Source organism: Streptomyces flavofungini, assembly GCF_014650815.1.
GTDB classification, from domain to species: Bacteria; Actinomycetota; Actinomycetes; order Streptomycetales; family Streptomycetaceae; genus Streptomyces; species Streptomyces flavofungini.
The window spans coordinates 665,590-688,376 of the sequence record NZ_BMVR01000003.1 but is presented as its reverse complement, the minus strand read 5'-3'; the positions used below and the strand labels follow the sequence as shown (position 1 = coordinate 688,376).

At 71.8% G+C, this 22,787-nt stretch carries 22 protein-coding genes and 1 pseudogene; 13 read left to right on the top strand and 10 right to left on the bottom strand.

The window, feature by feature from the left end:
• Positions 1–81 precede the first annotated feature (81 nt).
• The 3 genes from IE274_RS10130 to IE274_RS10120 all read left to right on the top strand — a co-directional run bounded on the left by IE274_RS10130 (position 82) and on the right by IE274_RS10120 (position 1,953).
• Entirely contained in the window at positions 82–753 is a 672-nt protein-coding gene (locus IE274_RS10130) for a molybdopterin-dependent oxidoreductase (RefSeq protein WP_190115279.1), read from the top strand.
• A 92-nt stretch (positions 754–845) separates the two neighbouring features.
• Complete coding sequence (locus tag IE274_RS10125) at positions 846–1,406, top strand: cysteine hydrolase family protein (RefSeq protein WP_190115278.1); 561 nt, start codon at positions 846–848, stop codon at positions 1,404–1,406.
• A 4-nt stretch (positions 1,407–1,410) separates the two neighbouring features.
• Positions 1,411–1,953: a DUF1707 SHOCT-like domain-containing protein gene (locus tag IE274_RS10120; RefSeq protein ID WP_190115277.1), complete on the top strand. Its 543-nt coding sequence runs from the start codon at positions 1,411–1,413 to the stop codon at positions 1,951–1,953.
• An 87-nt stretch (positions 1,954–2,040) separates the two neighbouring features.
• On the opposite strand, the gene IE274_RS10115 is transcribed toward IE274_RS10120, so the two are convergent.
• Positions 2,041–2,475, bottom strand: coding sequence for a TM2 domain-containing protein (locus IE274_RS10115; protein WP_229909409.1), 435 nt, complete (start codon positions 2,473–2,475; stop codon positions 2,041–2,043).
• 187 nt (positions 2,476–2,662) lie between these two features.
• Positions 2,663–3,442, bottom strand: coding sequence for a DeoR/GlpR family DNA-binding transcription regulator (locus tag IE274_RS10110; protein WP_190115276.1), 780 nt, complete (start codon positions 3,440–3,442; stop codon positions 2,663–2,665).
• Positions 3,443–3,618: 176 nt separating this feature from the next.
• Here IE274_RS10110 and IE274_RS10105 point away from each other — a divergent pair, with 176 nt between their 5' ends.
• From IE274_RS10105 to IE274_RS10095, 3 genes are all read left to right on the top strand, one after another.
• Positions 3,619–4,503, top strand: a complete 885-nt coding sequence (locus IE274_RS10105) for an SIS domain-containing protein (RefSeq protein ID WP_190115275.1) — start codon at positions 3,619–3,621, stop codon at positions 4,501–4,503.
• 20 nt (positions 4,504–4,523) lie between these two features.
• Positions 4,524–5,381 carry a class II fructose-bisphosphate aldolase gene (locus IE274_RS10100; protein ID WP_190115274.1) on the top strand — a complete coding sequence of 286 codons (858 nt, stop codon included), beginning with the start codon at positions 4,524–4,526 and terminating at the stop codon, positions 5,379–5,381.
• Positions 5,382–5,573: 192 nt separating this feature from the next.
• The gene (locus IE274_RS10095; protein ID WP_190115273.1) at positions 5,574–5,915 is read left to right on the top strand and encodes a hypothetical protein; all 342 of its coding nucleotides are present in this window, start codon (positions 5,574–5,576) and stop codon (positions 5,913–5,915) included.
• A 159-nt stretch (positions 5,916–6,074) separates the two neighbouring features.
• Here IE274_RS10095 and IE274_RS10090 read toward each other — a convergent pair whose 3' ends face one another.
• The 4 genes from IE274_RS10090 to IE274_RS10075 form a co-directional block, all read right to left on the bottom strand.
• Positions 6,075–6,881 (bottom strand): S1 family peptidase, encoded by an 807-nt coding sequence (locus IE274_RS10090; protein WP_190115272.1) that lies wholly within the window; start codon positions 6,879–6,881, stop codon positions 6,075–6,077.
• Between the two features lie 422 nt (positions 6,882–7,303).
• Entirely contained in the window at positions 7,304–8,143 is an 840-nt protein-coding gene (locus tag IE274_RS10085; protein WP_190115271.1) for a maleylpyruvate isomerase family mycothiol-dependent enzyme, read from the bottom strand.
• 179 nt (positions 8,144–8,322) lie between these two features.
• The gene (locus tag IE274_RS10080; RefSeq protein ID WP_190115372.1) at positions 8,323–10,020 is read right to left on the bottom strand and encodes an ABC transporter ATP-binding protein; all 1,698 of its coding nucleotides are present in this window, start codon (positions 10,018–10,020) and stop codon (positions 8,323–8,325) included.
• Positions 10,021–10,451: 431 nt separating this feature from the next.
• Positions 10,452–10,922 (bottom strand): MarR family winged helix-turn-helix transcriptional regulator, encoded by a 471-nt coding sequence (locus IE274_RS10075; RefSeq protein WP_190115270.1) that lies wholly within the window; start codon positions 10,920–10,922, stop codon positions 10,452–10,454.
• A gap of 114 nt (positions 10,923–11,036) precedes the next feature.
• Between IE274_RS10075 and IE274_RS10070 the strand changes: the two genes are divergently transcribed.
• Entirely contained in the window at positions 11,037–11,879 is an 843-nt protein-coding gene (locus IE274_RS10070; protein ID WP_190115269.1) for an alpha/beta fold hydrolase, read from the top strand.
• Positions 11,880–11,919: 40 nt separating this feature from the next.
• Here IE274_RS10070 and IE274_RS10065 read toward each other — a convergent pair whose 3' ends face one another.
• A complete protein-coding gene (locus IE274_RS10065; RefSeq protein WP_190115268.1) occupies positions 11,920–13,260 on the bottom strand; it encodes an ROK family transcriptional regulator in 1,341 nt (446 codons plus the stop codon).
• Positions 13,261–13,488: 228 nt separating this feature from the next.
• Here IE274_RS10065 and IE274_RS10060 point away from each other — a divergent pair, with 228 nt between their 5' ends.
• Genes IE274_RS10060 through IE274_RS10045 form a run of 4 tightly spaced genes read left to right on the top strand, consistent with a single transcriptional unit; the run spans position 13,489 to position 18,131 of the window.
• Positions 13,489–14,799 (top strand): ABC transporter substrate-binding protein, encoded by a 1,311-nt coding sequence (locus IE274_RS10060; protein ID WP_190115267.1) that lies wholly within the window; start codon positions 13,489–13,491, stop codon positions 14,797–14,799.
• A gap of 8 nt (positions 14,800–14,807) precedes the next feature.
• Positions 14,808–15,827: a carbohydrate ABC transporter permease gene (locus tag IE274_RS10055; RefSeq protein ID WP_190115266.1), complete on the top strand. Its 1,020-nt coding sequence runs from the start codon at positions 14,808–14,810 to the stop codon at positions 15,825–15,827.
• A complete protein-coding gene (locus IE274_RS10050) occupies positions 15,820–16,716 on the top strand; it encodes a carbohydrate ABC transporter permease (protein WP_190115265.1) in 897 nt (298 codons plus the stop codon). Before IE274_RS10055 ends, IE274_RS10050 begins: the two co-directional genes overlap by 8 nt.
• Positions 16,717–16,766: 50 nt before the next feature.
• Positions 16,767–18,131 carry a GH1 family beta-glucosidase gene (locus IE274_RS10045; protein WP_190115264.1) on the top strand — a complete coding sequence of 455 codons (1,365 nt, stop codon included), beginning with the start codon at positions 16,767–16,769 and terminating at the stop codon, positions 18,129–18,131.
• A gap of 197 nt (positions 18,132–18,328) precedes the next feature.
• Here IE274_RS10045 and IE274_RS10040 read toward each other — a convergent pair whose 3' ends face one another.
• The gene (locus IE274_RS10040; protein ID WP_190115263.1) at positions 18,329–19,354 is read right to left on the bottom strand and encodes an AraC-like ligand-binding domain-containing protein; all 1,026 of its coding nucleotides are present in this window, start codon (positions 19,352–19,354) and stop codon (positions 18,329–18,331) included.
• A 140-nt stretch (positions 19,355–19,494) separates the two neighbouring features.
• On the bottom strand, positions 19,495–20,208 hold the full coding sequence (locus IE274_RS10035; protein WP_190115262.1) for a GntR family transcriptional regulator: 714 nt from the start codon (positions 20,206–20,208) through the stop codon (positions 19,495–19,497).
• A 161-nt stretch (positions 20,209–20,369) separates the two neighbouring features.
• Here IE274_RS10035 and IE274_RS10030 point away from each other — a divergent pair, with 161 nt between their 5' ends.
• Positions 20,370–20,909 carry a YbhB/YbcL family Raf kinase inhibitor-like protein gene (locus IE274_RS10030; protein ID WP_190115261.1) on the top strand — a complete coding sequence of 180 codons (540 nt, stop codon included), beginning with the start codon at positions 20,370–20,372 and terminating at the stop codon, positions 20,907–20,909.
• An 8-nt stretch (positions 20,910–20,917) separates the two neighbouring features.
• A pseudogene (locus IE274_RS10025) lies at positions 20,918–21,458 on the top strand (metal-dependent transcriptional regulator).
• Positions 21,459–21,581: 123 nt separating this feature from the next.
• Here IE274_RS10025 and IE274_RS10020 read toward each other — a convergent pair.
• The gene (locus IE274_RS10020) at positions 21,582–22,760 is read right to left on the bottom strand and encodes a M6 family metalloprotease domain-containing protein (protein ID WP_190115260.1); all 1,179 of its coding nucleotides are present in this window, start codon (positions 22,758–22,760) and stop codon (positions 21,582–21,584) included.
• Positions 22,761–22,787 lie beyond the last annotated feature (27 nt).

The window sequence follows — 22,787 nt, the reverse complement described above, 5'->3', positions numbered from 1 at the left end:
TGGAGGTTCTAGCGTACGAAGCGTCGGCCCAGCAGCACGAGACGGAAGCCGGATTCCCGGCTCCAGCAATGGAGGAGCGACATGACACTTCCCCCGGGCCAACGTGCCGTGGACGGATTCCCGCGCTTCGGCACGCATCTCCATCACCCACCGCCGCCCGTGCCCGCCGACCCGGTGATCGAGATGGTGGGCCCCCTGACCGAGGACCTCACGCTGTCCGTGGCCGACCTCGCGAAGCTGCAACGACAGGAACTCCGAGCCGACTTCCACTGCGTCGCCGGGTGGTCGGCAACCGGACTGCTGTGGGAAGGAGTCACGTTCGGGGCCGTCTACCGGACCCAGGTCGAACCGCTGCTCAAGGCGGACACGTCCATCAGCCACGTCGTCTTCGAAGGTCTCGACGGCCACCGGTCGATCGTGTGGCTCGAGGACGCCTTGGCCGACGACGTACTCATCGCCGACCGGCTCGACGGGCGGCCGCTCGACAGCGACCATGGCGCTCCGGTGCGCCTGGTCAGCCCCAGCCAGTACGGCTTCGTCAGTACAAAGCACCTCTGCCGCGTCGAGTTCCACACTTCCGCACCCCCGGTTCCCGACCGGTGGTCGCTCATCGCGGCGCACCCCAGGGCGCGGGTCCGGCAGGAGGAACGGCACCGTCGCCTCGCGGGCCGGGTGGTGCGGCCGGTCTACCGGGCGCTGATCGGACCGATCCGCGCGCTCAGCGCGCGCGGCAGCCGCACCGGGGCGGGGTAAAAAGAGCGTTCTACTCAGGAACCGAAACGTAGGATCGAACCTCTGCACCCGGCCCGCTACGACGCCGAATTGACTTCGTTCCTGGAGACGACATGAGCAGCGCCCTTCTCGTGATGGATGTCCAACAGGCCATCGTGGACATCGCCGACGACGGCTCCGGATATCTGCCACGCGTGCGCAGGGCGATCGACGGGGCCCGGGCCGCGGACATCCCCGTGATCTACGTGGTCATCGCGCTGCGTCCCGGGTTCCCTGAAGTCGGCACGCGCAACAAGCCTCTCGCCGCCATCGCGCAGGCCGGCCTCTTCGTCGAGGGCGCCCCGGGAACGGAGATCCACCCCGATGTCGCGCCGCTGCCGGGCGACGTGGTGGTCACCAAGAGGCGGGCGAGCGCGTTCTCGGGCAGCGACCTCGACGTGGTGTTGCGGGCACGCGGTATCGACGACCTCGTGCTCGCGGGCATCGCCACCAGCGCCGTGGTGCTGTCCACCGTGTGCCAGGCCAACGACCTGGACTTCGGCCTCACCGTGCTCGCCGACGCCTGCCTGGACACCGACCCGGAGGTGCATCGGGTGCTCGTGGAGCGGCTTTTCCCGCAGTGGGCGGACGTCGTCACCGTCGACGACTGGGTCAAGGCGACGACGCTATCGTGATCGCATGTCCTCCGTGCCAGAGAACGTATCGCCGCGTGTCACAGAAGTTGACCGTGACTCCGCTGTGCAGCGCCTGCAAGAGGCATTCGCCGAGGGGTTGATCCCTCAGGACGAGATGCACGCGCTGCTCCAGACCGCGCTGACCGCCACGACCCAGGCCGAGTTGGCGTCGGCCCTTGCCCCACTGCCCGCCGAGGACGCGGGACCGACGGTGGTCGTGAACGCCGCCGGCGGGCTGATCCACCGGCGCGGCAGGTGGCACGTGCCACGGAACTTCAAGGTGACCTCCCAGATGGGCAAGGTGTACCTGGACCTGTCACGAGCGGTCATCGAATACCCCGTGATCAACATCGAGTTGCATCTGGGGTACGGCTGGGCCCGGATCATCGTGCCGCCCGACTCGACGGTCAACTACGAGGAACTGGCCGCCGAATGGAAGCAGCCGAGCTACAAGGCGCCGCAGCACAGCGGTGCGAACGGGCCGCGCGTCCGGATCTTCGGGACCATGGGGCACGGCCGGTTGCGCGTCAAGCACGGCCGCGGCTGAGGACACGCCCGCCCGGCGACTTGGCGCAGCCCACGAGGAGCGCCCCGGCAGACGTGCCGGGCCGGGGCGCGGGCGGTGCCGTGGATCTCAGCCGCGCAGGACGCGGCCCTCGGCATCCGTCTTGCCGTTGCTGACGAGCATGAGGACCCCGTCGAACAGCGACCAGACACCGAGTCCGCCCAGGGTGACGAGCTGACACACCGCCATGCGGGTGTGGCCGGTGTAGAAGCGGCCGATGCCGAGCGGGCCCAGGACGATCGAGAGCGCGCCCGCCACGTACTTGGACTTGTCGGAGTAGGGCCGTCCGAACGGGTCGTAGCCGTACGGGGCGTTGGTGTCGGGCCCACCGCCAGGGGCGCCGACGCCCGGGGCCGCGCCCGGCCGGGGGGCCGGAGCCGCGCCCGGCCGGGGGGCCGGAGCCGCGCCCGGCCGGGGCGTGCCGACATGGTCGCCACTGGGCTCCGCCCCGCCCAACTGCTTCATTTCCTGGCCGTATTGGTTCTTCGGGACCGGGTGGCTCACGAGTGTGTTCCTCCGAGCGATCGTGGTGGGGGGACTCTACCCATCGCGAGGGGCATCACCCTGGGAACCCCCGTGCCGCAGTGACAGATCCTGACCATGCTGATCATCCGGAGCGGCAATTGTCCAGTACAGATTTGGACGCTTGAGGCACACACTTTGCCGCGACTGCTGGGCAACCCCGCACGACCTATGCCGTCACTACCGACACTCCTGCGTCCACGAAGCGTGCGGCCATCTCCTCGGAGACCGCCGTGTCGGTCACGAGCGTGTCCACGCGCCCGGTCTCGCAGATGCGCGCGAACGCGCGGCGGCCGAGTTTCGTCGCGTCGGCCGCGACCACGACCCGCGTGGCACTCTCGCACAGCAGCCGGTTGATGGCCGCCTCGTCCTCGTCGTGCGCGGTCGCTCCGTGCACCACGTCGAAGGCGCCGACGCCGAGCACCGCGACGTCCATCGTGATCTGCCCGAGCACCCCGCCGGCCAGCGGGCCCGTGAGCTCGTACGACTGCGGGCGGGCCACCCCGCCCGTCACCACGATCTTGAACTGCGGCCGCACGGCCAGCTCGTTGGCGATGTTGAGGGCATTGGTCACGATGGTCAACGCCGGTGATCCGGAGGCCAGTTCGGTCCGCACGGCGAGCGCCCGCGCGACCTCCGTGGTCGTCGTGCCGCCGGTCAGGCCGACCGCCTCACCCGGGGCGATGGAATCCGCCACCGCCTTGGCGATGCGCTGCTTCTCCGAGGCCTGCCGGGCGGTCTTGTAGCGCAGCGGCAGCTCGTACGAGACGCCGTGGACGACCGCGCCGCCCCGGGTGCGGACCAGCATCTGCTGCTCGGCGAGCTGGTCGAAGTCCCGGCGGATGGTCGCGGCCGAGACGCCGAGCTCCGTCGCCGCTTCCTCGACGTCCAGGCGCCCCCGGTCGACAAGCAGTTCAAGCAGCGCCTGCCAGCGGGCATCGCGCGACATCCGCACCCTCCACTCAGCTCTTCACTCGGTTCTTCACGCACGGTTCTTCACTCACTGTCCGTGATGACCCTAGCTCACGAGCGAATGCTTGAATGTGATTGAAACATGGCTATAGATTGCAGAAACAAGCATCCAGGCGCCCAGGAGCGCCAGCGATCAGAGGGTGGAAACCGGCCATGAGCCATGCCGAGAACGAACTGATGACCCAGCCCGAGTGCTGGACGCGCGCCGCCGAGCTCGCGGTGCGCCACAAGGACGTGCTGGCCTCGCCCGGCGAGCGCGTCGCCGTGGTGGGCTGCGGGACCTCCTTCTTCATGGCGCAGTCCGTCGCCGCGCTCCGCGAGGGCGCGGGTCTCGGCGAGACCGACGCCTTCGCCGCCTCCGAGTTCCCCGCGACGCGCTCGTACGACCGGGTGATCGCCCTGACCCGGTCCGGCACCACGACCGAGGTGCTCGACCTCCTGGCGCGGCTGCGCGGCACGGTCCGCACCACCGCGATCACCGCCGACCCCGACACCCCGGTGATGGGCGCGGCGGACGACCTCGTGGTCCTCGACTTCGCCGACGAGGAGTCCGTCGTCCAGACCCGTTTCGCCACCACCGCGCTGACCCTGCTGCGCGCTCATCTCGGTCTGCACACCGAGCAGGCCGTCGCCGACGCCCGCACCGCGCTCGCCGAGCCGCTGCCCGCGGGCCTCGTGGAGTGTTCCCAGTTCACGTTCCTCGGCCAGGGCTGGACCAACGGCCTCGCCCAGGAGGCCGCGCTGAAGATGCGCGAGGCATCGCTGTCCTGGACCGAGGCGTACCCGGCCATGGAGTACCGGCACGGCCCCGTCAGCATCTCCACCGACACCACCGCGACCTGGATGTTCGGCACGGCACCGGCGGGGCTCGCCGACGAGGTCCGGGCGACCGGCGCGCTGTGGATCGAGGGCGCCCTGGACCCCCTGGCCGAACTCGTACGCGCCCAGCGGCTGGCCGTCGCGGTCGCCGCCTTCCGGAACCTCGACCCGGACCGGCCGCGCCATCTGCGCCGCTCCATCGTCCTCGACGCCGGCTGACCGGGACGGGAGGAGACCTGATGACGCTGGCCCAGACCGGCACCCTCGTCGCCGAGGCCGCCGCCAAGCGCCGCGCCGTCGCGGCCTTCAACATCATCACCCTCGAACACGCCGAGGCCGTCGTCGCCGGTGCCGAGGCCGCCACGTCGCCGGTGGTGCTCCAGATCAGCGAGAACGCGGTCACCTACCGCTACGGCCGCATCCTGCCGCTCGCCCGCGCCGCGCTCGCGCTCGCCGAGGCGGCGACCGTGCCGGTCGCCCTGCACCTCGACCACGTCACGCAGGACGCGCTGCTGCGGCAGGCCGCCGACGCCGGTTTCAGCTCCGTGATGTACGACGCGTCCCGGCTGCCGTACCACCAGAACCTGACCGCGACCCGCGCCGCCGCCGACTGGGCACACAGCCAAGGCCTCTGGGTGGAGGCGGAGTTGGGGCAGGTCGGCGGGAAGGGCGGCAAGCCGCCGCTGGACGCGCACGCCCCCGGCGCGCGCACCGGTCCCGAGGAGGCGTGCCAGTTCACCGCCGAGACCGGCATCGACGCGCTCGCCGTCGCCATCGGCAGCTCGCACGCGATGACCACACGCACGGCCGTCCTCGACCACGCCCTGCTCGCCCGCCTCGACGAGGCCCTGCGGGTGCCCCTGGTCCTGCACGGCTCCTCCGGCGTTCCCGACGACGAGCTGGCCCGGGCGGTCACGGGCGGCATCGCCAAGGTCAACATCGGTACGGCCCTGAACGCCGCCATGACCAACGCCATCCGCGCCTATCTCGCCGACCACCCCAAGGCCGTGGACACCCGCAGCTATCTGACCGTGGGGCGCCAGGCCATGACCACGACGGTCACGCGGCTGATCGGGGTGCTGAACGCTGACTCCTAGCTGACTCCTCCCACTGGACAGTGGATCAGTGGCGGCAGAGCCGACGCTCCGGCTCTGCCGCCTCCTGCTGTGCCGCCAACTCCTGGGCGGCCAGGGCGCATCGTGTACCGCCAACTCCGAGGCGGCCAGGGCACGTCGACGGGCCGGTGATCGAAGAAGTGCTCGTCCGAGCTGTTCGACACCTCCGTCATCGTGTCGAACTTCCCGGTCGCCGACCTGGTCACCGGACTGCCGGGGCTATCCGTAGCCCGTGCGGCGATGCTGGGGCAGGCCGAACTGCCCGTCACCCTCTCGGTCGCCCAGGAGGGGGACCGGCTTGCCCTCGCGCTCCACCACGACACCGTCCGCGTCAGCCCCGAGCGGGCCCCGGACCTCGTCGACCTCCCCTGTCGCGCCCTGACGGCGCTGGCCGACGACCCAGCAACCGTCAGCGAGGTCCACGCGGCGCCGAGGAGGCACAGGCCCGACGAGCGCGCCGCGAGCCGTGCCCGCCGTGCTGCCTGCCTCCCCTCCTCCGTCCGTCGTCGCGGCTGACGCCGACGGCAGGACCGCCGTGGCGCCGACGGCGACTGCCCGTGCCGACACACGACTGCGCCGTACGCCCGCGGGGCGGCCGGAACCGGTCCCCGCGGACGTACGGCGCGAGCAGACTCACCGGACGGGCTCAAGCAGCGGCCCGCCGGTCGACGGGCGTCAGCCCAGTTCGCCCGCCGCCTTCTTGATGTCGGCCGCGAAGTGGCTCACCTCGGTGTAGACACCCGGCTTGGACGGCCGGGCGCAGCCCTCGCCCCAGCTCACGATGCCGACCTGGACGAGCTTGTCGCTGTCGTCCTTGCGGAACATGGGGCCGCCGGAGTCGCCCTGACAGGTGTCGACGCCGCCGGTGTCCATCTTCCCGGCGCACAGCTCCTCGTTCTCGACCAGGTTGGAGTAGGCGCCCTTGCAGGTCGCGTCGTCCACGAACGGCACCTGGGCCTTGAGGAGGTGGCGCTGCTGGTTGCCGCCCTCCTTGTCGGCGCCCCAGCCGGCGATGGTGAAGTCGCCCTTGTCGAACGAGTTGTTCTCGGCTATCGGCAGCGTCGGCTGGTCGATGGCCTTCTCCAGCTTGATGACCGCCCAGTCCTTGCCGGTGCCGTTGTAGCCGGGCGCCTGGATGACCTTGGTGGCCTTGACCGTGACGGCGTCCGGCGACTCCAGGTCCACCACGCCGCCGGTGGCGGTGATGTCGGGGTTGTCGCTGCTGCCGTCGACGCAGTGGGCGGCCGTCAGCACCACGTCCTTCTCCAGGAGCGAGCCGCCGCAGCCCATCGAAAGGCGGACCATGAACGGGAATTCGCCCTGTTCGGCCGGGGTGCCGCCGACGACCCTGGTGCGGGGACCGTCGCCGCCGGGCCCATCGGCGGGCACCGCCCAGGAGTTGGCCGAGTTCAGGCTGAAGGCGGCGAGGGTGACGGCGCCGACAGCGGCGGCCTTCTTGAGGTACGTGACCGTGTTCTTCAACGGACTTCCTCTCGGTGTGGGGGGTTAGCACCCTGATGGGCCCATGCCAACCCCAGAACCGGAGGCGTCCCACGGAAAAACTGCATGCAGAAAGGCAGTTGACCGCAAGATGTCCGGGCCCCGTGGGGTGAGCCCGTGAAGTGCTCCCGTGATTATGGGGACCCAGCGAACAGCGGGCAAGACCTCCTCACACATCACTCACGCCCAACCCACAGCGCCCACACGACACTTCCGCCCTCGGAGGCGGTGACTGAGGATGCTCGCAGGACGGCGGTATCGCTCAGCTCCGGGCACCCGCGGCACGGCCGGGCGACCCGCGCGAGGAGCGCGACCGCCCAGCCGCGCGAGGAACTCGCCACGGCCACCGTCAGGCCCGCGGGGACCTCGCCACGGCCACCGTCAGGCGCGCGACGGCTGCCGCCTCACCTCCGGAGCCACGCGCTGGCCCCCTCCCGCCACTCCTCGAACAGCTCCCGATCCCCGACGATCTCCACCGCGCCGTCCGCCCCGTCTCCCCCGCCGTCCAGGACGGAGTCCCGCTGGTACATGAGCAACAGCAACGCCGCCGCCGCACCGCGCAGGCTCACGGCCGCTTCCCCGGGGGTACGTTCCCCCGCTCCGGAACGCCGCACGGTGGGCGCCTCGCCGGTGAGGTCGATCAGCCAGTCGCCCGCCGCTCCGGGAGCCGCGTCCGTCGCGTGGAAGTGGAGGGTCCGGCCGGGACCCTGCAGGCCGCGCATCGCTTCCGGCGACTCGTAGACCTGCGGCAGTCCGATGAAGCCGAGCCACTCGGCCAGGGCGTCGAGGGCGACGTCGTGGTCCAGGGTGTACGTCCCGTCGACGGCCGCGACCGCGTCCGCGCGGTGCACCACCGTCTCCACCGTCATGCGGCGCGCCCAGAACACCGGGGTGCCGCCCGGCGCCACCGTCCACACCGGCGCGTCCGGCCCCGCCTTCCGCAGGGCGTCCGCGAACAGCGCCGCGCCCTCGCTCAGCCAGGCGCCGAGCGCGGCGGTGTCCGCCCGGTCATCGCCCGACACGTCGTTCACCTGGTCGTCCGGTACCGGGCCCGTCGCCCGGCTGCGGACGATCTCCTCGGCCCAGCGGTGCGCGCCGCCCAGGTGCCGCAGGAGGTCCCCGAGGCTCCAGCCGGCACAGGTGGGCACCGGGGCGGTGAGGTCCGCGCCCTTGATCGAAACGGTCAACTGCTCGGTCTGCGCGATGATTTCGACGGCGTAGCGATCCAAGGTCAAGTCGGTCATGGGGTCACGATAGCGACGGGTGGGCGATGGGGCCGAGCGCATTTCGCCGGGTGCGGAGCACCGCGCTCCGCAGGGCGTGGAGCGCGGCTTTCCGCGCGGCGTGGCGGGCCGGGGGCGGCGGCCACGCGTGCCGCGGCCGCCCTCCCCCGCACCCGTCAGGACCAGTCCGTGACTCCCGCTCAGGCCGACGTCGCCAGGAACTGCGTCGCGGCGAGCTCCCCGTACAGCGGGTCCCCCTCGACGAGTTCGTCGTGGGTGCCGACCGCGCGCACCCGGCCCGCGTCCATGACGACGATCCGGTCGGCCAGCGTGACGGTCGAGAGGCGGTGCGCGACGACGAGTACCGTCACGGTCTTCGACACCTCGGCGACGACGTCGCGCAGCGCCAGCTCGTTGACGGCGTCCAACTGCGAGGTCGCCTCGTCGAGGAGCAGCAGCCGGGGCTTGCGCAGCAGGGCGCGGGCGATGGCCACGCGCTGGCGTTCACCGCCGGAGAGCTTGGAGCCGCGGTGGCCGACCACGGTCTCCAGGCCGTCGGGCAGCTTTTCCACGAGGCTGTCGAGGCGTGCTTGTACGAGGACGTCGTGGATGTCGGCGTCGGTGGCGTCCGGCGCGGCGAACATCAGGTTCTCGCGCAGGGTGCCCGCGAGGACGGGGGCGTCCTGCTCGACGTACCCGATGGTGGCGCGCAACTCGGCGAGCGGCCAGTCCTGTACGTCCTGGCCGTCGACGAGGACGCGGCCGCCCGTCGCGTCGTAGAAGCGCTCGACCAGACCGAAGACGGTGGTCTTGCCAGCGCCGGACGGGCCGACGAAGGCGGTCATGCCGGGGCCGGGGACGGCGAAGGTCACTCCGTGGTGGACGTAGGGCAGGTCCGGGCGGTACCGGAAGGTGACGTCCTCGAAGAGGATGGAGGCGGGCCGCCGCTCGGCCGCGCGACGGCCGGGCCGCGGCGCCGGGGTGCCCGCCGTGCCGCTCTCCTCGGTCTCCATCCGCTCCGCCTGCACGATGCGGGCGACCGCCGCGGAGCCCACCTGGTACTGGGTGACGGCGTCGACGAGGCGGCTCACCGGGTCGATCAGGTAGAAGAGCAGCATCAGGAACGCCACGAGGGTCGCGACGGAGATCGCCTCGGACGCCACCCGCGCACCGCCGACGCCGAGCACCGCGAGGAACGACACCTGGATGGCGAAGCCCATCGAACTCCACGCCACCGCCTGCCACTTGGCCGACTTCACCCCGTGCCGCCAGGCCTCGCGCGCGGCTGCCTCGACCTTGGCGACCTCGCGCTCCTCCGCACCTGACGCCTTCAACGTGCGGAACGCGCCGAAGGCCCGCTCCAAGGCGGTCGAAATCATGCCGACGGCTTCCTGCGACCGCTGCGTCGCCTTGGAGATCTTCGGCATGACCAGGCCGGTCGCGGCCCCGATGAGGACGATCACGCCGAGCGTGACGCCGAGGAGAACCGGGTCCATGAAGGCCATCATCACGATGGTCGCGACGACGGTGAGCGCACCGGAGAACGCGGACACCACGGCCTGTGTGGTGACGGCCTGGAGCAGCGTCGTGTCCGAGGTGACACGGGACATCAGGTCACCGGGCTGCACCCGCTCGATCTCCGAGACCTTGAGCCGCAGCAGCCGCCCGATGAGGGAGCGCCGCGAGTCGAGGACGACGGACTGCGCGGTGCGCTCCAGGATGTAGCTGCCGACGGACTCGACGGCCGTCCCGATCACCAGCAGCCCCGTGAGCAGCACCAGAATCGACGTGATCGACTCGTCGTCCTGCAGCCGGCTCACCAACTGCTCCACCGCGACCGGCTGCGCGAGGCCGGTGGCGGCGCCGATCAGGGTGAACAGCGCGCCGAGCCCCACGATGCCGCGGTGGGGCCGGAAGTGGCGGTAGAGGACAGCCCAGGTCTCACGGGCGGGGAGCCGTTCGGAGCCCTCCTTCTTTTCGGCGCCGCCGACGCTCTCGGAGTCGTCGGCTTGCGCGGAGCCCTCGGCGTTCGCGGAGCCCTCGGGCTTGCGAGCGCTCCCGACGTCGGCGGCGCCGGAGGACTTGCCCGCACGTGCGGGCTTCCCGGCACCGACAGGCTCCTTGCCAGCAGCGCCGCCCTGTCCCTCCTTCTCTTCGTTCAGGCTCCGGTCGGTTGGATCTCTCTCGGGATGCGGCTTTTTATCGAACGTTGGTTCTGGACTAGTCACACACGACAGGACGCGTCAGGACGCGTCCTGCCTGACCGGAAAGGGTGGGAGATCGTGCCGTCCGCCGCGACTTCGCTCCCCCACCGGCCAGCACCCCAGGCCTAGGCCCCCCGCCCACCCAACGCCGCAGCCCGAGCCCCCGCATGGGCCGTGATCCTCCGCAGCACCCCCTGCAGTGCGGCGATCTCCGCCTCGTCGACCCCCATCGCGTCGCCGATCGCCGCAGGCACATGCGCCGCCTGGTCCCGCATCGCCCGGCCGTCGGCGGTCAGGACGACGGCGACCGAGCGCTCGTCGTCCGGGCGTCGGTGGCGCTGCACGAGCCCTCGCGCCTCCAGCCGCTTCAGGAGGGGGGACAGCGTGTTGTAGTCAAGCTGCAGCTCCTCCACCAGCTCACGGACCGTGCTGTCGCCGCGGCGCCACAGGACCAGCATCACCAGGTACTGGGGGTAGGTCAGACCGAGGGGGTCGAGGAGCACCCGGTACACGGACGTGACGCTGCGCGAGGCCGCGTAGAGGTCGAAGCAGAGCAGTTCGGCCAGCGGTGACGTGTCTTTCCTCGTGCCTTCCATGGGGACCACTGTAAGACAGACGAAGCGCGAGCGATTGCCTCGTGTGCGATGTAATCGTGTACGGTGTTTCTACGTCAGCACGCCAGACGACCAGAGGGAACGAAGGGGACTGCCATGCCGTACATCACCGTCGGTACCGAGAACAGCGCGTCGATCGACCTCTACTACGAGGACCACGGCACCGGCCGCCCCGTGGTGCTCATCCACGGCTACCCGCTGGACGGGCACTCCTGGGAGAAGCAGGTGCCCGCGCTGCTTCAGTCCGGGCACCGCGTCATCACGTACGACCGCCGCGGCTTCGGGCGGTCCAGCCAGCCGACCACCGGCTACGACTACGACACGTTCGCCTCGGACCTGGACATACTGATGCGCACGCTCGACCTGCGGGACGCCGTGCTCGTCGGGTTCTCGATGGGCAGCGGCGAGGTCACCCGCTATCTGTCGACGTACGGGACGGAGCGCGTCGCCAAGGCCGCCTTCCTCGGGCTGCTCCAGCCGTTCCTGCTGAAGACGGACGACAACCCGCGCGGCGTCGACCAGTCCGTCTTCGACGGCATCCTCGCCGCCGTACAGGCCGACCGGTACGCCTACTTCGACGCCTTCTACGCCGACTTCTACAACACCGACGAGACTCTCGGCTCCCGCCTCAGCGAGGCGGCACTGCGCGCCAGTTGGAACGTGGCCGCGGGCGCCTCCGCCCACGCCTCGGTCGCGGCCGTGCCGACGTGGACCACGGACTTCCGGGACGACTCCGCCGCCATCGCCGCCTCCGGCGTCCCCACGCTGCTCCTGCACGGCACCGCCGACCGCATCCTGCCGATCGACGCCACCGCACGCGCGTTCCGCGAGATCCTGCCGGACTCCACGTACGTCGAGATCGACGGCGCCCCGCACGGCCTGCTCTGGACCCACGCCCAGGAAGTGAACGAGGCGCTGGTCGCGTTCCTGGAGAAGTGAGCAGGCCGGCAGTGGACGAGTGACCGGGGGCGGGGCCGGGTCAGAGCGCCGCGCGGGGCGCCGAGCCCAGCAACGGCCCCGCCCCGGGCGCCTCCCCCGTCTCCTGGCGCCGCCGCCCGCCCCGCGCCAGGAAGTCCGCGAGCGGCAGCGTCGCCGCGCCCACCGTCACCGCGTCCGGGCCCAACTCGCCCAGTTCCACGACGACTCGGGCCGCCGGATGCCGCAGGGAGTACGCGGCGGCGTGCGCGCGGACGGCGGGCAGGAGGTGCGGGCCGAGGGCGAGTCCGGCCCAGCCGCCGACGAGGACCCGTTCGGGGCCGAAGAGGTTCACGAGGCCGGAGATGCCCGCGCCCAGATACTCGGCGGTCTCGTCGAGCACGGCCCGCGCCACGGGGTCGACGGCACCGCCGTCCACGGGGTGCGCGGCCGCGAGCAGCGCGGCGACCCCGCTCTCCTCCCCGGTCCCGGGCGGCTCGCCCCCCGCCTCGCGCCAGCGTTCCAGGAGTGCCTCCGCCCCCGCGTACGCCTCCAGGCAGCCCAGCGCCCCGCACCGGCAGCGCCGTCCGCGCACGTGGACGGTCAGGTGCCCCCACTCGCCGGGCCCGCCGTGCGCGCCGCCGTGGATCACCCCGTCGGTGACGATGCACGCGCCGACGCCGGAGCCGAAGAGGACGATGACGGCGTCGCGCACCCCGCGGCCGCCGCCGAACCACATCTCGGCCTGGCCGAGCGCACGGGCGCCGTTGTCGATGAAGTACGTGGTGTCGGGCGGGAGTCGGACGGCCTCGCGGAGGAGGGATTCGAGGGGCACCGCGTCCCAGCCGATGGTCTGGCCATGGACGAGGGCGCCGCCGGGGGCGGTCGTCTCGACGATGCCGGGGACGCCGACGCCGACGCCGATGAGGCCCCCGCCGACGGCACTCCCGCCGCCCGGTCCGCCGAGCCCTTCGCCCGCCGTGAGCCCGGCGGCTGCGGTGACCTCGGCGATGCCGTCGCGGATGTGGGCGACGATGGCCTCGACGTCGTGGCCGGTCGGGGTCAACGGGCGTTCGGTGCGGGCGAGTTCGGTGAGGGCGAGGTCGAAGGCCTCGACCCGGACACGGGTCTCGCCGACGTCCACGCCGATGAGGTGGCCGCTGCCGGGGGCCACCCGCAGCAGGGTGCGGGGGCGGCCGCCGTCGGACTCGACGACGCCGGCCTCCTCCAAGAGGTGGTCGGCGGTGAGTTCGGCGACCACGTTGCTGACGGAACCGGAGCTGAGCCCGGTCGCGCCGCCGAGCGCCTGGCGGCTCATCGGCCCGTGGAAGTACAACCGGCGCAGCACCGAAGCCCGGTTGCCCAGACGCAGGTCACGCACGGTTCGGCTGTTCCGCTCGGCCATGTGGCTCCTCTCCCCGTTCGCAACATACCCGTGCCGTACCCCTTGACGCGACTTGTCTTCAGGATTTAACTCACGTCCTAAATTAAGTCGTGAAGCTCGTTCAAGCGCTGAACACAACCGTCGCGGGGACCCCTCTCAGCACACACGGGACGCCCCGACGCGGCGGCGCGCTCCGGCACTTGAGCGCAGCCACCGCCGAGATCCTCCCCGGAAAGGGGCGCATCCGTCATGCGCAGACTCCGTGCCGCAGCCGCCGTCACCGCGGTCACCGCTCTCGCCGCCACCGCGTGCGGCGGCGGCACCGCCACGGGCGGCGGGAGCAACGACTCGCCGAAGACGCTCACGTACTGGGCGTCGAACCAGGGGCCGAACATCGAGGCCGACAAGAAGATCCTCACGCCTCGGCTCGAGAAGTTCGAGGAGCGGACCGGGATCAAGGTCAAGCTGGAGGTCATCCCCTGGTCCGACCTGCTCAACCGCATTCTGGCCGCGACCACTTCGGGCCAGGGCCCCGACGTGCTGAACATCGGCAACACCTGGTCGTCCTCGCTGCAGGCGGGCGGCGCGCTGCTGCCGTGGGACGCGAAGCGGTTCGGGCAGATCGGCGGCAAGGACCGGTTCCTGTCGGCCGCGCTCGGCTCGACGGGCGCGCAGGGCAAGGACCCCGCCGCGGTGCCGCTGTACTCACTCGCGTACGCCCTCTACTACAACAAGAAGATGTTCAAGGACGCGGGCGTCGAGAAGCCGCCCGCGACCTGGGAGCAGCTGGTCACCGACGGCAAGAAGCTCTCCAAGGGCGGCAAGTGGGCGCTCGGGGCGGAGGGTTCGAACCTGGTGAACAACATCCACCAGGCCCATGTCCTCGGCAAGCAGCACGGCGCGGACTTCTTCGACGCCGCCGGGAAGCCGACGTTCACGTCCGCCGGCGCCGTCGCCGCCGTGAAGCAGTACGTCGACTTCATGGCCAAGGACGAGATCATCGCGCCGGGCAACGCCGAGTACGCGCGGAACCAGTCGCTCCAGGACTTCGCCAAGGGCAAGACGGCGATGGTGCTCTGGCAGGCGGCCGCGACGACCTTCGAGGCGCACGGCATGAAGCCCGCCGACTGGGGCGTGGCCCCGGTGCCGGTGCCCTCGGGAACGCCGGGCACCGGCAAGCAGGTCAACTCGATGGTCGCGGGCATCAACCTCGCCGTCTTCAAGAACACCGACAACCTCGACGGCGCGGTGAAGTTCGTGAAGTTCATGACGAGCGACGCCGAGCAGACCGGGCTCAACAAGGCCTACGGCTCGATCCCGCCGGTGAAGGCCGCCCAGTCGGACCCGGCGTTCGCCCGCCCGGAGACCGCCGTGCTGCGCGACACGCTCGCCACGAGCGCGGCGCCGCTGCCGCAGGTGCCCAACGAGTCGCAGTTCGAGACGACGGTCGGCACCGCCATCAAGGAGCTGTTCGCCGACGCCGCCGAGGGCCGCCCGGTGACCACAGGCTCGGTGAAGTCGGCGCTGACCAAGGCGCAGCAGCAGATGCCGAAGGGCTGAGCCGCGCCATGACCGCTCTGACCACCGCCGACGACGAGGCCTCCCCCGACGGGGCGGACACCGCGCCCGTGCGGAAGGAGGCACCCGGCGCGCCGCCGCGGGAACGCCGTCCACGCGGGCGGCTGCGCCGCATCGCCCTGCCCTACTTCCTGCTCCTGCCCGCGCTCCTGCTCGAACTGCTCGTCCATCTGATCCCGATGGCCGTCGGCATCTTCATGAGCTTCAAGGAGCTGACCCAGTTCTACATCAGCGACTGGGGCGCCGCGCCCTGGGCCGGGCTCGACAACTACTCCCTGTCGGTCGACTTCGACGCGCCCGTGGGTGAGGCGCTGCTGCACTCGTTCTTCGTCACCTGCGCCTTCACCGTGGTGTCGGTGGGCCTGTGCTGGCTGATCGGCACGGCGGCGGCGCTGTTCCTCCAGGACCAGTTCCGCGGCCGGGGCCTGCTGCGCGCCCTGTTCCTCACTCCGTACGCGCTGCCCGTGTACGCGGCCGTGATCACCTGGGCGTTCATGTTCCAACGCGACAACGGCCTGGTCAATCACGTGCTGCACGACCAGCTCGGCATCACCGACGGCCGGCCGTTCTGGCTGATCGGCGACAACAGCTTCTTCGCGCTCGCCACCGTGTCGGTGTGGAAGCACTGGCCGTTCGTCTTCCTGATCGTGACGGCCGGTCTGCAGAACATCCCCAAGGAGCTGTACGAGGCGGCCGCCATCGACGGTGCCGGGATGTGGCAGCAGATCCGCCACATCACACTGCCCTCGCTGCGGCCGGTCAACCAGGTCCTGGTCCTGGTCCTCTTCCTGTGGACCTTCAACGACTTCAACACGCCGTATCTGCTGTTCGGCAAGTCGGCGCCGGAGTCGGCGGACCTCATCTCGATCCACATCTACCAGTCGTCGTTCGTGACCTGGAACTTCGGCACGGGCTCCGCGATGTCGGTCCTGCTGCTGCTCTTCCTGCTCGTGGTGACGGCCGCGTATCTGCTTCTCACCTCCCGTGGAAGGAGGGCCTCCGATGGCTAGCGCGACCAAGGCCCCGCCGGTGCCCGCCACCGCGCGACGGCGCTCGCCGATGGCGCCGCCCCGCTCGTTCCTGTGGCTGCGCCGCGTCTTCCTCACCCTCCTCGCCGGGTTCGTGCTCGTCCCCGTGTACGTCATGGTGTCGAGCTCCCTGAAGCCGCTCCAGGACGTCGCGGGCAGTTTCCGCTGGCTGCCGTCCACCGTCACGTTCCGCCCGTACGTCGACATCTGGACGACGGTGCCGCTGGCGGACTACTTCATGAACTCGCTGATCGTGGCGGGCGCGGCCACGGTGTGCTCGGTCGTCATCGCGGTGTTCGCGGCGTACGCGGTGAGCCGCTACCGCTTCCGCGGCAAGCGCGTGTTCACCGTCACCGTGCTGTCCACGCAGATGTTCCCGGGCATCCTCTTCCTGCTGCCGCTGTTCCTCATCTACGTCAACGTGGGCAACGCGACGGGCATCGCCCTGTTCGGCTCCCGCGCGGGCCTCATCCTCACCTATCTCACGTTCTCGCTGCCGTTCTCCATCTGGATGCTGATCGGGTACTTCGACTCGGTGCCCAAGGAACTGGACGAGGCCGCGCTCGTCGACGGGTGCGGTCCGCTGGGCGCGCTGTTCCGGGTCGTCGTGCCCGCCGCGATTCCCGGCATCGTGGCCGTCGCCGTCTACGCGTTCATGACCGCCTGGGGCGAGGTCCTCTTCGCCTCGGTGATGACCAACGACACCACCCGCACCCTCGCCGTGGGCCTCCAGGGCTACTCCACGCAGAACGACGTGTACTGGAACCAGGTCATGGCCGCCTCGCTGGTCGTCAGCGTGCCGGTGGTCGCCGGGTTCCTGCTCCTGCAGCGCTACCTCGTCGCCGGGCTCACCGCCGGAGCCGTCAAGTGACCGCTCCCCCGCCCGGGTCGCCCCGCCTGCCCCCCGCCGAAAGGAACTCCGTGACCGACGCCTCCGACCTCGGCGCGCTCCCCCACCCCTTCACCTGGGGGGTCGCCACGTCGGCGTACCAGATCGAGGGGGCCGCCGGGGAAGACGGCCGCTCCCCGTCCATCTGGGACACCTTCTCCCGCACCCCCGGCAAGGTCGCAGGCGGCGACACCGGCGATGTGGCCTGCGACCACTACCACCGCTGGCCCGAGGACATCGCCCTGATGAAGGAACTCGGCGTCGACTCCTACCGCTTCTCGATCGCCTGGCCGCGCGTGGTGCCGAGCGGCGGCGGAGCGGTCAACGCGGCCGGGCTCGCCTTCTACGACCGGCTCGTCGACGCCCTCCTGGAGGCGGGCATCACCCCCAACGCCACCCTCTACCACTGGGACCTGCCGCAGGCGCTCCAGGACCGCGGCGGCTGGCCCGCGCGCGACACCGCCGAGCGCTTCGCCGCGTACGCCGCCGTGGTCGCCGACCGGCTCGGCGACCGGGTGCCGCAGTGGGCCACGCTCAACGAACCGCTCTGCTCGGCCTGGATCGGCCACCTGGAGGGCCGCATGGCCCCCGGCCTCACCGACATCGGCGCCGCCGTGCGCGCCTCGTACCACCTGCTGCTCGGCCACGGCCTGGCCACCCAGGCCCTCCGCGCCGCCGCCCCCGCCGCCGAGGTCGGCATCGTCAACAACCTCTCCCCCGTCGAGCCCGCCACCTCCCGCCCCGAGGACCACGCGGCGGCCCGGCGCGTCGACGGCCACACCAACCGCTGGTGGCTGGACCCGCTGCACGGCCGGGGCTTCCCCGCCGACATGCTGGCGGTGTACGGCGTCGACCTCCCTGAGCAGCAGGGTGACTTGGACGTCATCGCCCAACCGCTGGACTGGCTGGGCCTGAACTACTACTTCCCCGCGCACGTCACCGACGACCCCGCGGGCCCGCCCCCGCACGCCCACCAGATCCACCGCCCCGGCCGACGGCACACGGGCATGGACTGGGAGATCGACGCGAACGGCCTGGAGACCCTGCTTCTCCGGCTCACCGAGGACTACGGCGCGCGCAAGATCTACGTCACCGAGAACGGCTCGTCCTACCCCGACGTGGTCCGCGCCGACGGCTCCGTCAACGACCCCGAGCGCGCCCAGTACCTGCGCGAACACCTCGCGGCCTGCGCCCGCGCCGCCCGCCGGGGCGCGCCTCTCGCCGGGTACTACGCCTGGTCGCTCCTGGACAACTTCGAGTGGGCGTACGGCTACGACAAGCGCTTCGGGCTCGTCCATGTCGACTACGCGACGCAGCGGCGCACGGTGAAGGGGAGCGGGCGGCTGTACGCGGACGTGATCCGCGCGCATCGGCTGCGGGCGCGGCGGGCGGCCTGAGGGGGCGCTGCGCTGAATGCGAAGGATTCCCGCGCTCCCCGCTATGCCGGCGGGGTCCGGCGGGGGCGACAGTGGGACCGCAGCACACCACGCCGGACCAGGGGGCGTCATGCGGGTCGTTCCGCCCCACGATCAGCTCGATGTACGCACCCTTGCGGCGGCTGGTGGAGGGGGAGCCGCAGGCTGGGCCGGGCCGCTCACATGCCCGGCCCAGCCGCCGTCGGGGGCCGCCCTTCCGGGGGTGCGGGCCGCACGCCCATGGCGGCCCGGCGCCACTCCGCGGGCGGCGTCCCGTACGCGCCGGCGAAGGCGCGGCTGAACGCGGGCGGGCTGTGGAATCCCCATCGGGCGGCGAGTGCGTAGACGGGGATGTCGCGCAGGCCCGGGTTCTCCAGGTCTGCGCGGCAGCGTTCCAGGCGGCGGTGGTGGATCGTGGCGGCCACGGTTCGCTCCCGGGTCCTGAAGAGGGTGTGGAGCGTGCGTACGGAGATGTGGTGCCGGGCGGCGACGGCGCGCGGCGTCAGGGCGGGGTCGGCCAGGTGGTCGTCGATGAAGGCGTCGACGCGGGCGAGGAGCATCCGGGTGCGGGCCTCGGGCGGCATCCGGTCGTGCGCGTTGAGGCGGTCGGCGAGGAAGGCCACGGCCAGCTCCCACACGGCGGGGCCGAGCCGCACCCGCTCCTGGTCGGACATGGACGGCGCCTCGTCCACCACGTGCCGCAGGAACCGGGCGAAGACCGCCGCCGTACCCCGGTCCGTCGCGGTGGCGCTCGCGAGCAGCTGGTCCGTGCGGGAGTCGGAGAAGGGCAGTTCGGCCCGCGGCAGGTGCACCATGATGGCGCGGGAGGCCCCGCCGTCCGCGTGCAGCCCGCGCGCGTCGAAGGGCCGCGAGGTGTTCCACAGTCCGAGGTCACCGGCGCTCATCCGGGCCTCGTTGCGGGCCTGGGTGATCCACATGTCGCCGCCCGCGTTGAGCGTCAGCTCGTACACGTCGGGGTCGGATCTCCTGATGAGCGCGGGCGTCCGCTCGGATCTGATCGCCGGGAAGGACAACGTGGTCACCTGGACGCCGCCGAGCCCGATGGCCCCCGCGCCCGCGACGAAGTCGCCGGTGTACTCGCTGGTGATCCGGGTGGGTGCGACGTCCTGGCTGATCAACTCGCACCACCAGTCGAATCGCTGGCCGGGCGGCACGCAACTGCTGTGGAGCGCCGAGAAGCTCACCGGTCCTCCCCCTGAAAGACACCAGTCACCACACGCGCGAGCCCCAGTCTCCCCGAAGCGGCGGGGGACACAACACGGCGCTCCGACGACATGGCAGACGGCGCACGGCCGCCGCGCGGCCCAGGACCCCGCCGCTCCCGTCAGGTTTCCTTCGCGGGTGCGGGGCGGCCCGATTCGGTCAGGGCCGTCGCGGTCTGGGTGAGGTGCTGGGCCAGGACCTCGGCCGCCGTGTCGGCGTCGCGGGCGAGCGCCGCCTCCTCAAGGCGGCGGTGCTCGCCGAAGCCGTCCCGGTCGGGGTCGCGCTGCGCCGACCAGCGGCGCGCCAGCTCACTCGCGGTCCACATCCGGTCGAAGGTCTCCAGGAGTACGGGGTTGCCGCAGCCTTCGAGGAGGGTGCGGTGGAAGACGCGGTGGGCCTCGGCCCAGGCGCTGGTGTAGTGCTCGCCCTCCTCCGGCTCGTACGCCGGGGTGCGGGCCAATCGGTGGTGGGCGGCTCGTACCCGGGCCTCCCAGTCGACGTCGCCGCGCTCGATGGACAGCCGCAGCACGACCGGTTCGACGGTCCTGCGGGCCTCGGCGATCTCCTGCCAGCGGCGGTCGGAGAAGGCCGGGACGGCGAAGCCTCGGTTGTGCAGCCGGTCCGCGAGACCCTCACCGACCAGCCGCACGAGCGCCTCGCGCACGACGGCCAGGCTCACGCCCTGCTCCTTGGCGAGGTCCTGCGGTTTGAGGGCGTCGCCGGGGGCGTGGTCCCCGCGCATGATCGCGTCCCGCAGGTGTGCGTGGACCTGCTCGGAGAGCATCTGCTTCCCCGACGCGGGTGCCGGGGGTGAGGTGTGGGCCGTCTGCGTCATGCCCTCACCATAGACGATCCTGCCAATAATCGATTATCTCTGTTATCGTCGATTCATCGGCGGCGAGAGACGACGACGGTTCCCGCTGTGCGACGCCGCACGCCCCGTCGACCGGACCACCTCACCGCCACCCCGCAGCACGGCCCGAAAGGAACGACGCGATGACCGCCGACAACCCCTTCGCCCGCCTCCCCGAGGCGGCCTCCTTCACCGTGACCAGCACCACCGTCACCGACGGCGGCGCCTGGCCGCCCGAGCAGCTCTCCGGCATCTCCGGCGTCCCCGGCGGGAAGGACGTCTCCCCGCAGCTCTCCTGGAGCGGCGCACCGGAAGGCACCAAGAGCTACGCCGTCACCGTCTACGACCCCGACGCCCCCACCGGGTCCGGGTTCTGGCACTGGGCGGTCGCCGACATCCCCGCCGCCGTCACCGAACTCGCGGCGGGTGCGGGCGACGACACCGGCTCGGGCCTGCCCGAGGGCGCCTTCCAACTGCCCAACGACGCCCGCGCCGCCCGCTACCTCGGCGCCGCCCCGCCCGCCGGACACGGCCCGCACCGCTACTTCGTCGTGGTGCACGCCCTCGACGTCGAGTCCATCGGCGTCCCGGCGGAGGCCACCCCGGCCTTCCTCGGGTTCACCGTCTCCGGCCACATACTCGGCCGCGCGGTCCTGACCGCCACCGCCGAAACCCCCGTCTGACGAGCGGCATGACCCGATTCATCGACGCCACGGAGATGTACCTCCGCACCATCCTGGAGCTGGAGGCGGAAGGCGTCCCTCCGCTGCGCGCCCGCATCGCCGAGCGCCTGGACCAGAGCGGCCCGACGGTCAGCCAGACCGTCGCCCGCATGGCCCGCGACGGTCTGCTGCACGTGGCCGCCGACCGGCACTTGGAGCTGACGGCGGAGGGCCGCCGGACCGCCACCCGCGTGCTGCGCAAGCACCGCCTCACGGAATGCCTGCTCGTCGACGTGATCGGGCTCAAGCGGGAGCAGGCGCGCGCCGAGGCCTGCCGCTGGGAGCACGTGATGAGCGAGGCCGTCGAGCGCCGCGTCGTGGAACTCCTTGAGCACCCGACGCACTCGCCCTACGGCAACCCGATCCCGGGCCTGGCGGAACTGGGCGCGCAGCACACCGTCGATCCGCAGCGTGGCCTCGTCACCCGGCGGGGTGCTGGTCGGCAGCGGCGGGGAGCCCGCCGGACTCCCCGCGCGGACGGCTGAGCACGTCTTCGTGACGATGCGCTGAGCACAGGCGGACGGCCCAGGACACCGAACGGGGATGGCCCTCGACCACGCATCGTGGTCGAGGGCCATCCCCGTTGGTTCCCGTGCCCGAAGGCCACCCCCAGGGGCAGAGGGCGGAACGTTCTCAGGGCCTGCCGAGTCGGACGGTGTCCCCCTTCCGGCCGCCCTCGACCACGGTGATCCGCGCCCCGGTGTCGGGGTCGGTGAACGTCCGGCCGGGGGCGTGGGCGGCCTGATCGAGCGGGGTGCAGCCGGTGGGCGGGGTGGTGGACGGGTCGGCGTTCATGACCCTGACGGGGCCCTCGCCGGTCTCGGCGGCGGAGTCGACCTTGTAGATGAGGACGCCGGTGGAGCAGGCGTTGCGGTCATGACCCTCGGCCCGACGGGACTCGGCGACGTACGCCGTCGTCCCGCCGGTGCGCAGGACGGCGATCTTGGTGCCGCCCTCGCGCTCCACCGGCGTCAGACGCACCGTGCGCCGACCGCTCCCCGGCAGGCAGGCCACCTGGGCGTCGCGGATCCAGCCGAGCTTCCACGCGTGCCAGCCGAGGTGCTGCGGGGCGCGGCCCGCGATGTCGCCCATGACGTCCCAGCCGCCCACGTACCGGTGCGTGTCGCCGGAGAAGGCGTAGAGGTCGGGCAGGCCGAACGTGTGGCCGGTCTCGTGGGCGACGACCTTGCGCCCCCAACGCCACAGGTCCTGGCCGAAGGTGACGCCCCATCTGATCCGCCTGCCGTCGGCGCTGACGCCGGGCGTGCCCGGGTCGAAGAGGTAGGTCGGGGAGAAGGAGATGGCGGCCGCCGCGCGCGTGGGGACGACGTAGACCATGTCGTAGCGGGAGAAGTCCGCGTGCGGGTCGGCGGCGGTGACGGCGTCGCGTACGTACTTCTCGTGCGCCTCGAAGGTCAGGCCGCGCTCGAACCCGTACGAGGCGGAGTCCGCGGGCATCCGGATCCAGCGGTGCAGCGAGGTGACGTCGAGCCGGGCGCGGCCGTGGCTGGCGCGCTTCAACCATCCGGCGGCGGGGCCGAGTTGGCGGGCGTAGGTCCGGGTGGAGTCGGTGGCGGGCGCGTCGGGGAAGTCGACGAAGAGGGTCAGGGTCTTGCGGGTGCCGGTGGCGCGCTGGAACTGCCGGGGGTCGGTGTCGTGGCCTTCGTCGGTCCAGCCGGTGCGGCCGGGGAGGGCGCAGTCCGCGGCGGGCGCGGCAGGGCCGGGCGAGGCGCCCGCGGTGGGGGCGGTCAGGCAGATGGCGAGGGTGAACGCCGCGGTCAACGGGCGCAGGCGGAGGTGCTGTGCGGGCATGTCTCTCCCGAGTGGTGCGGAACCGGC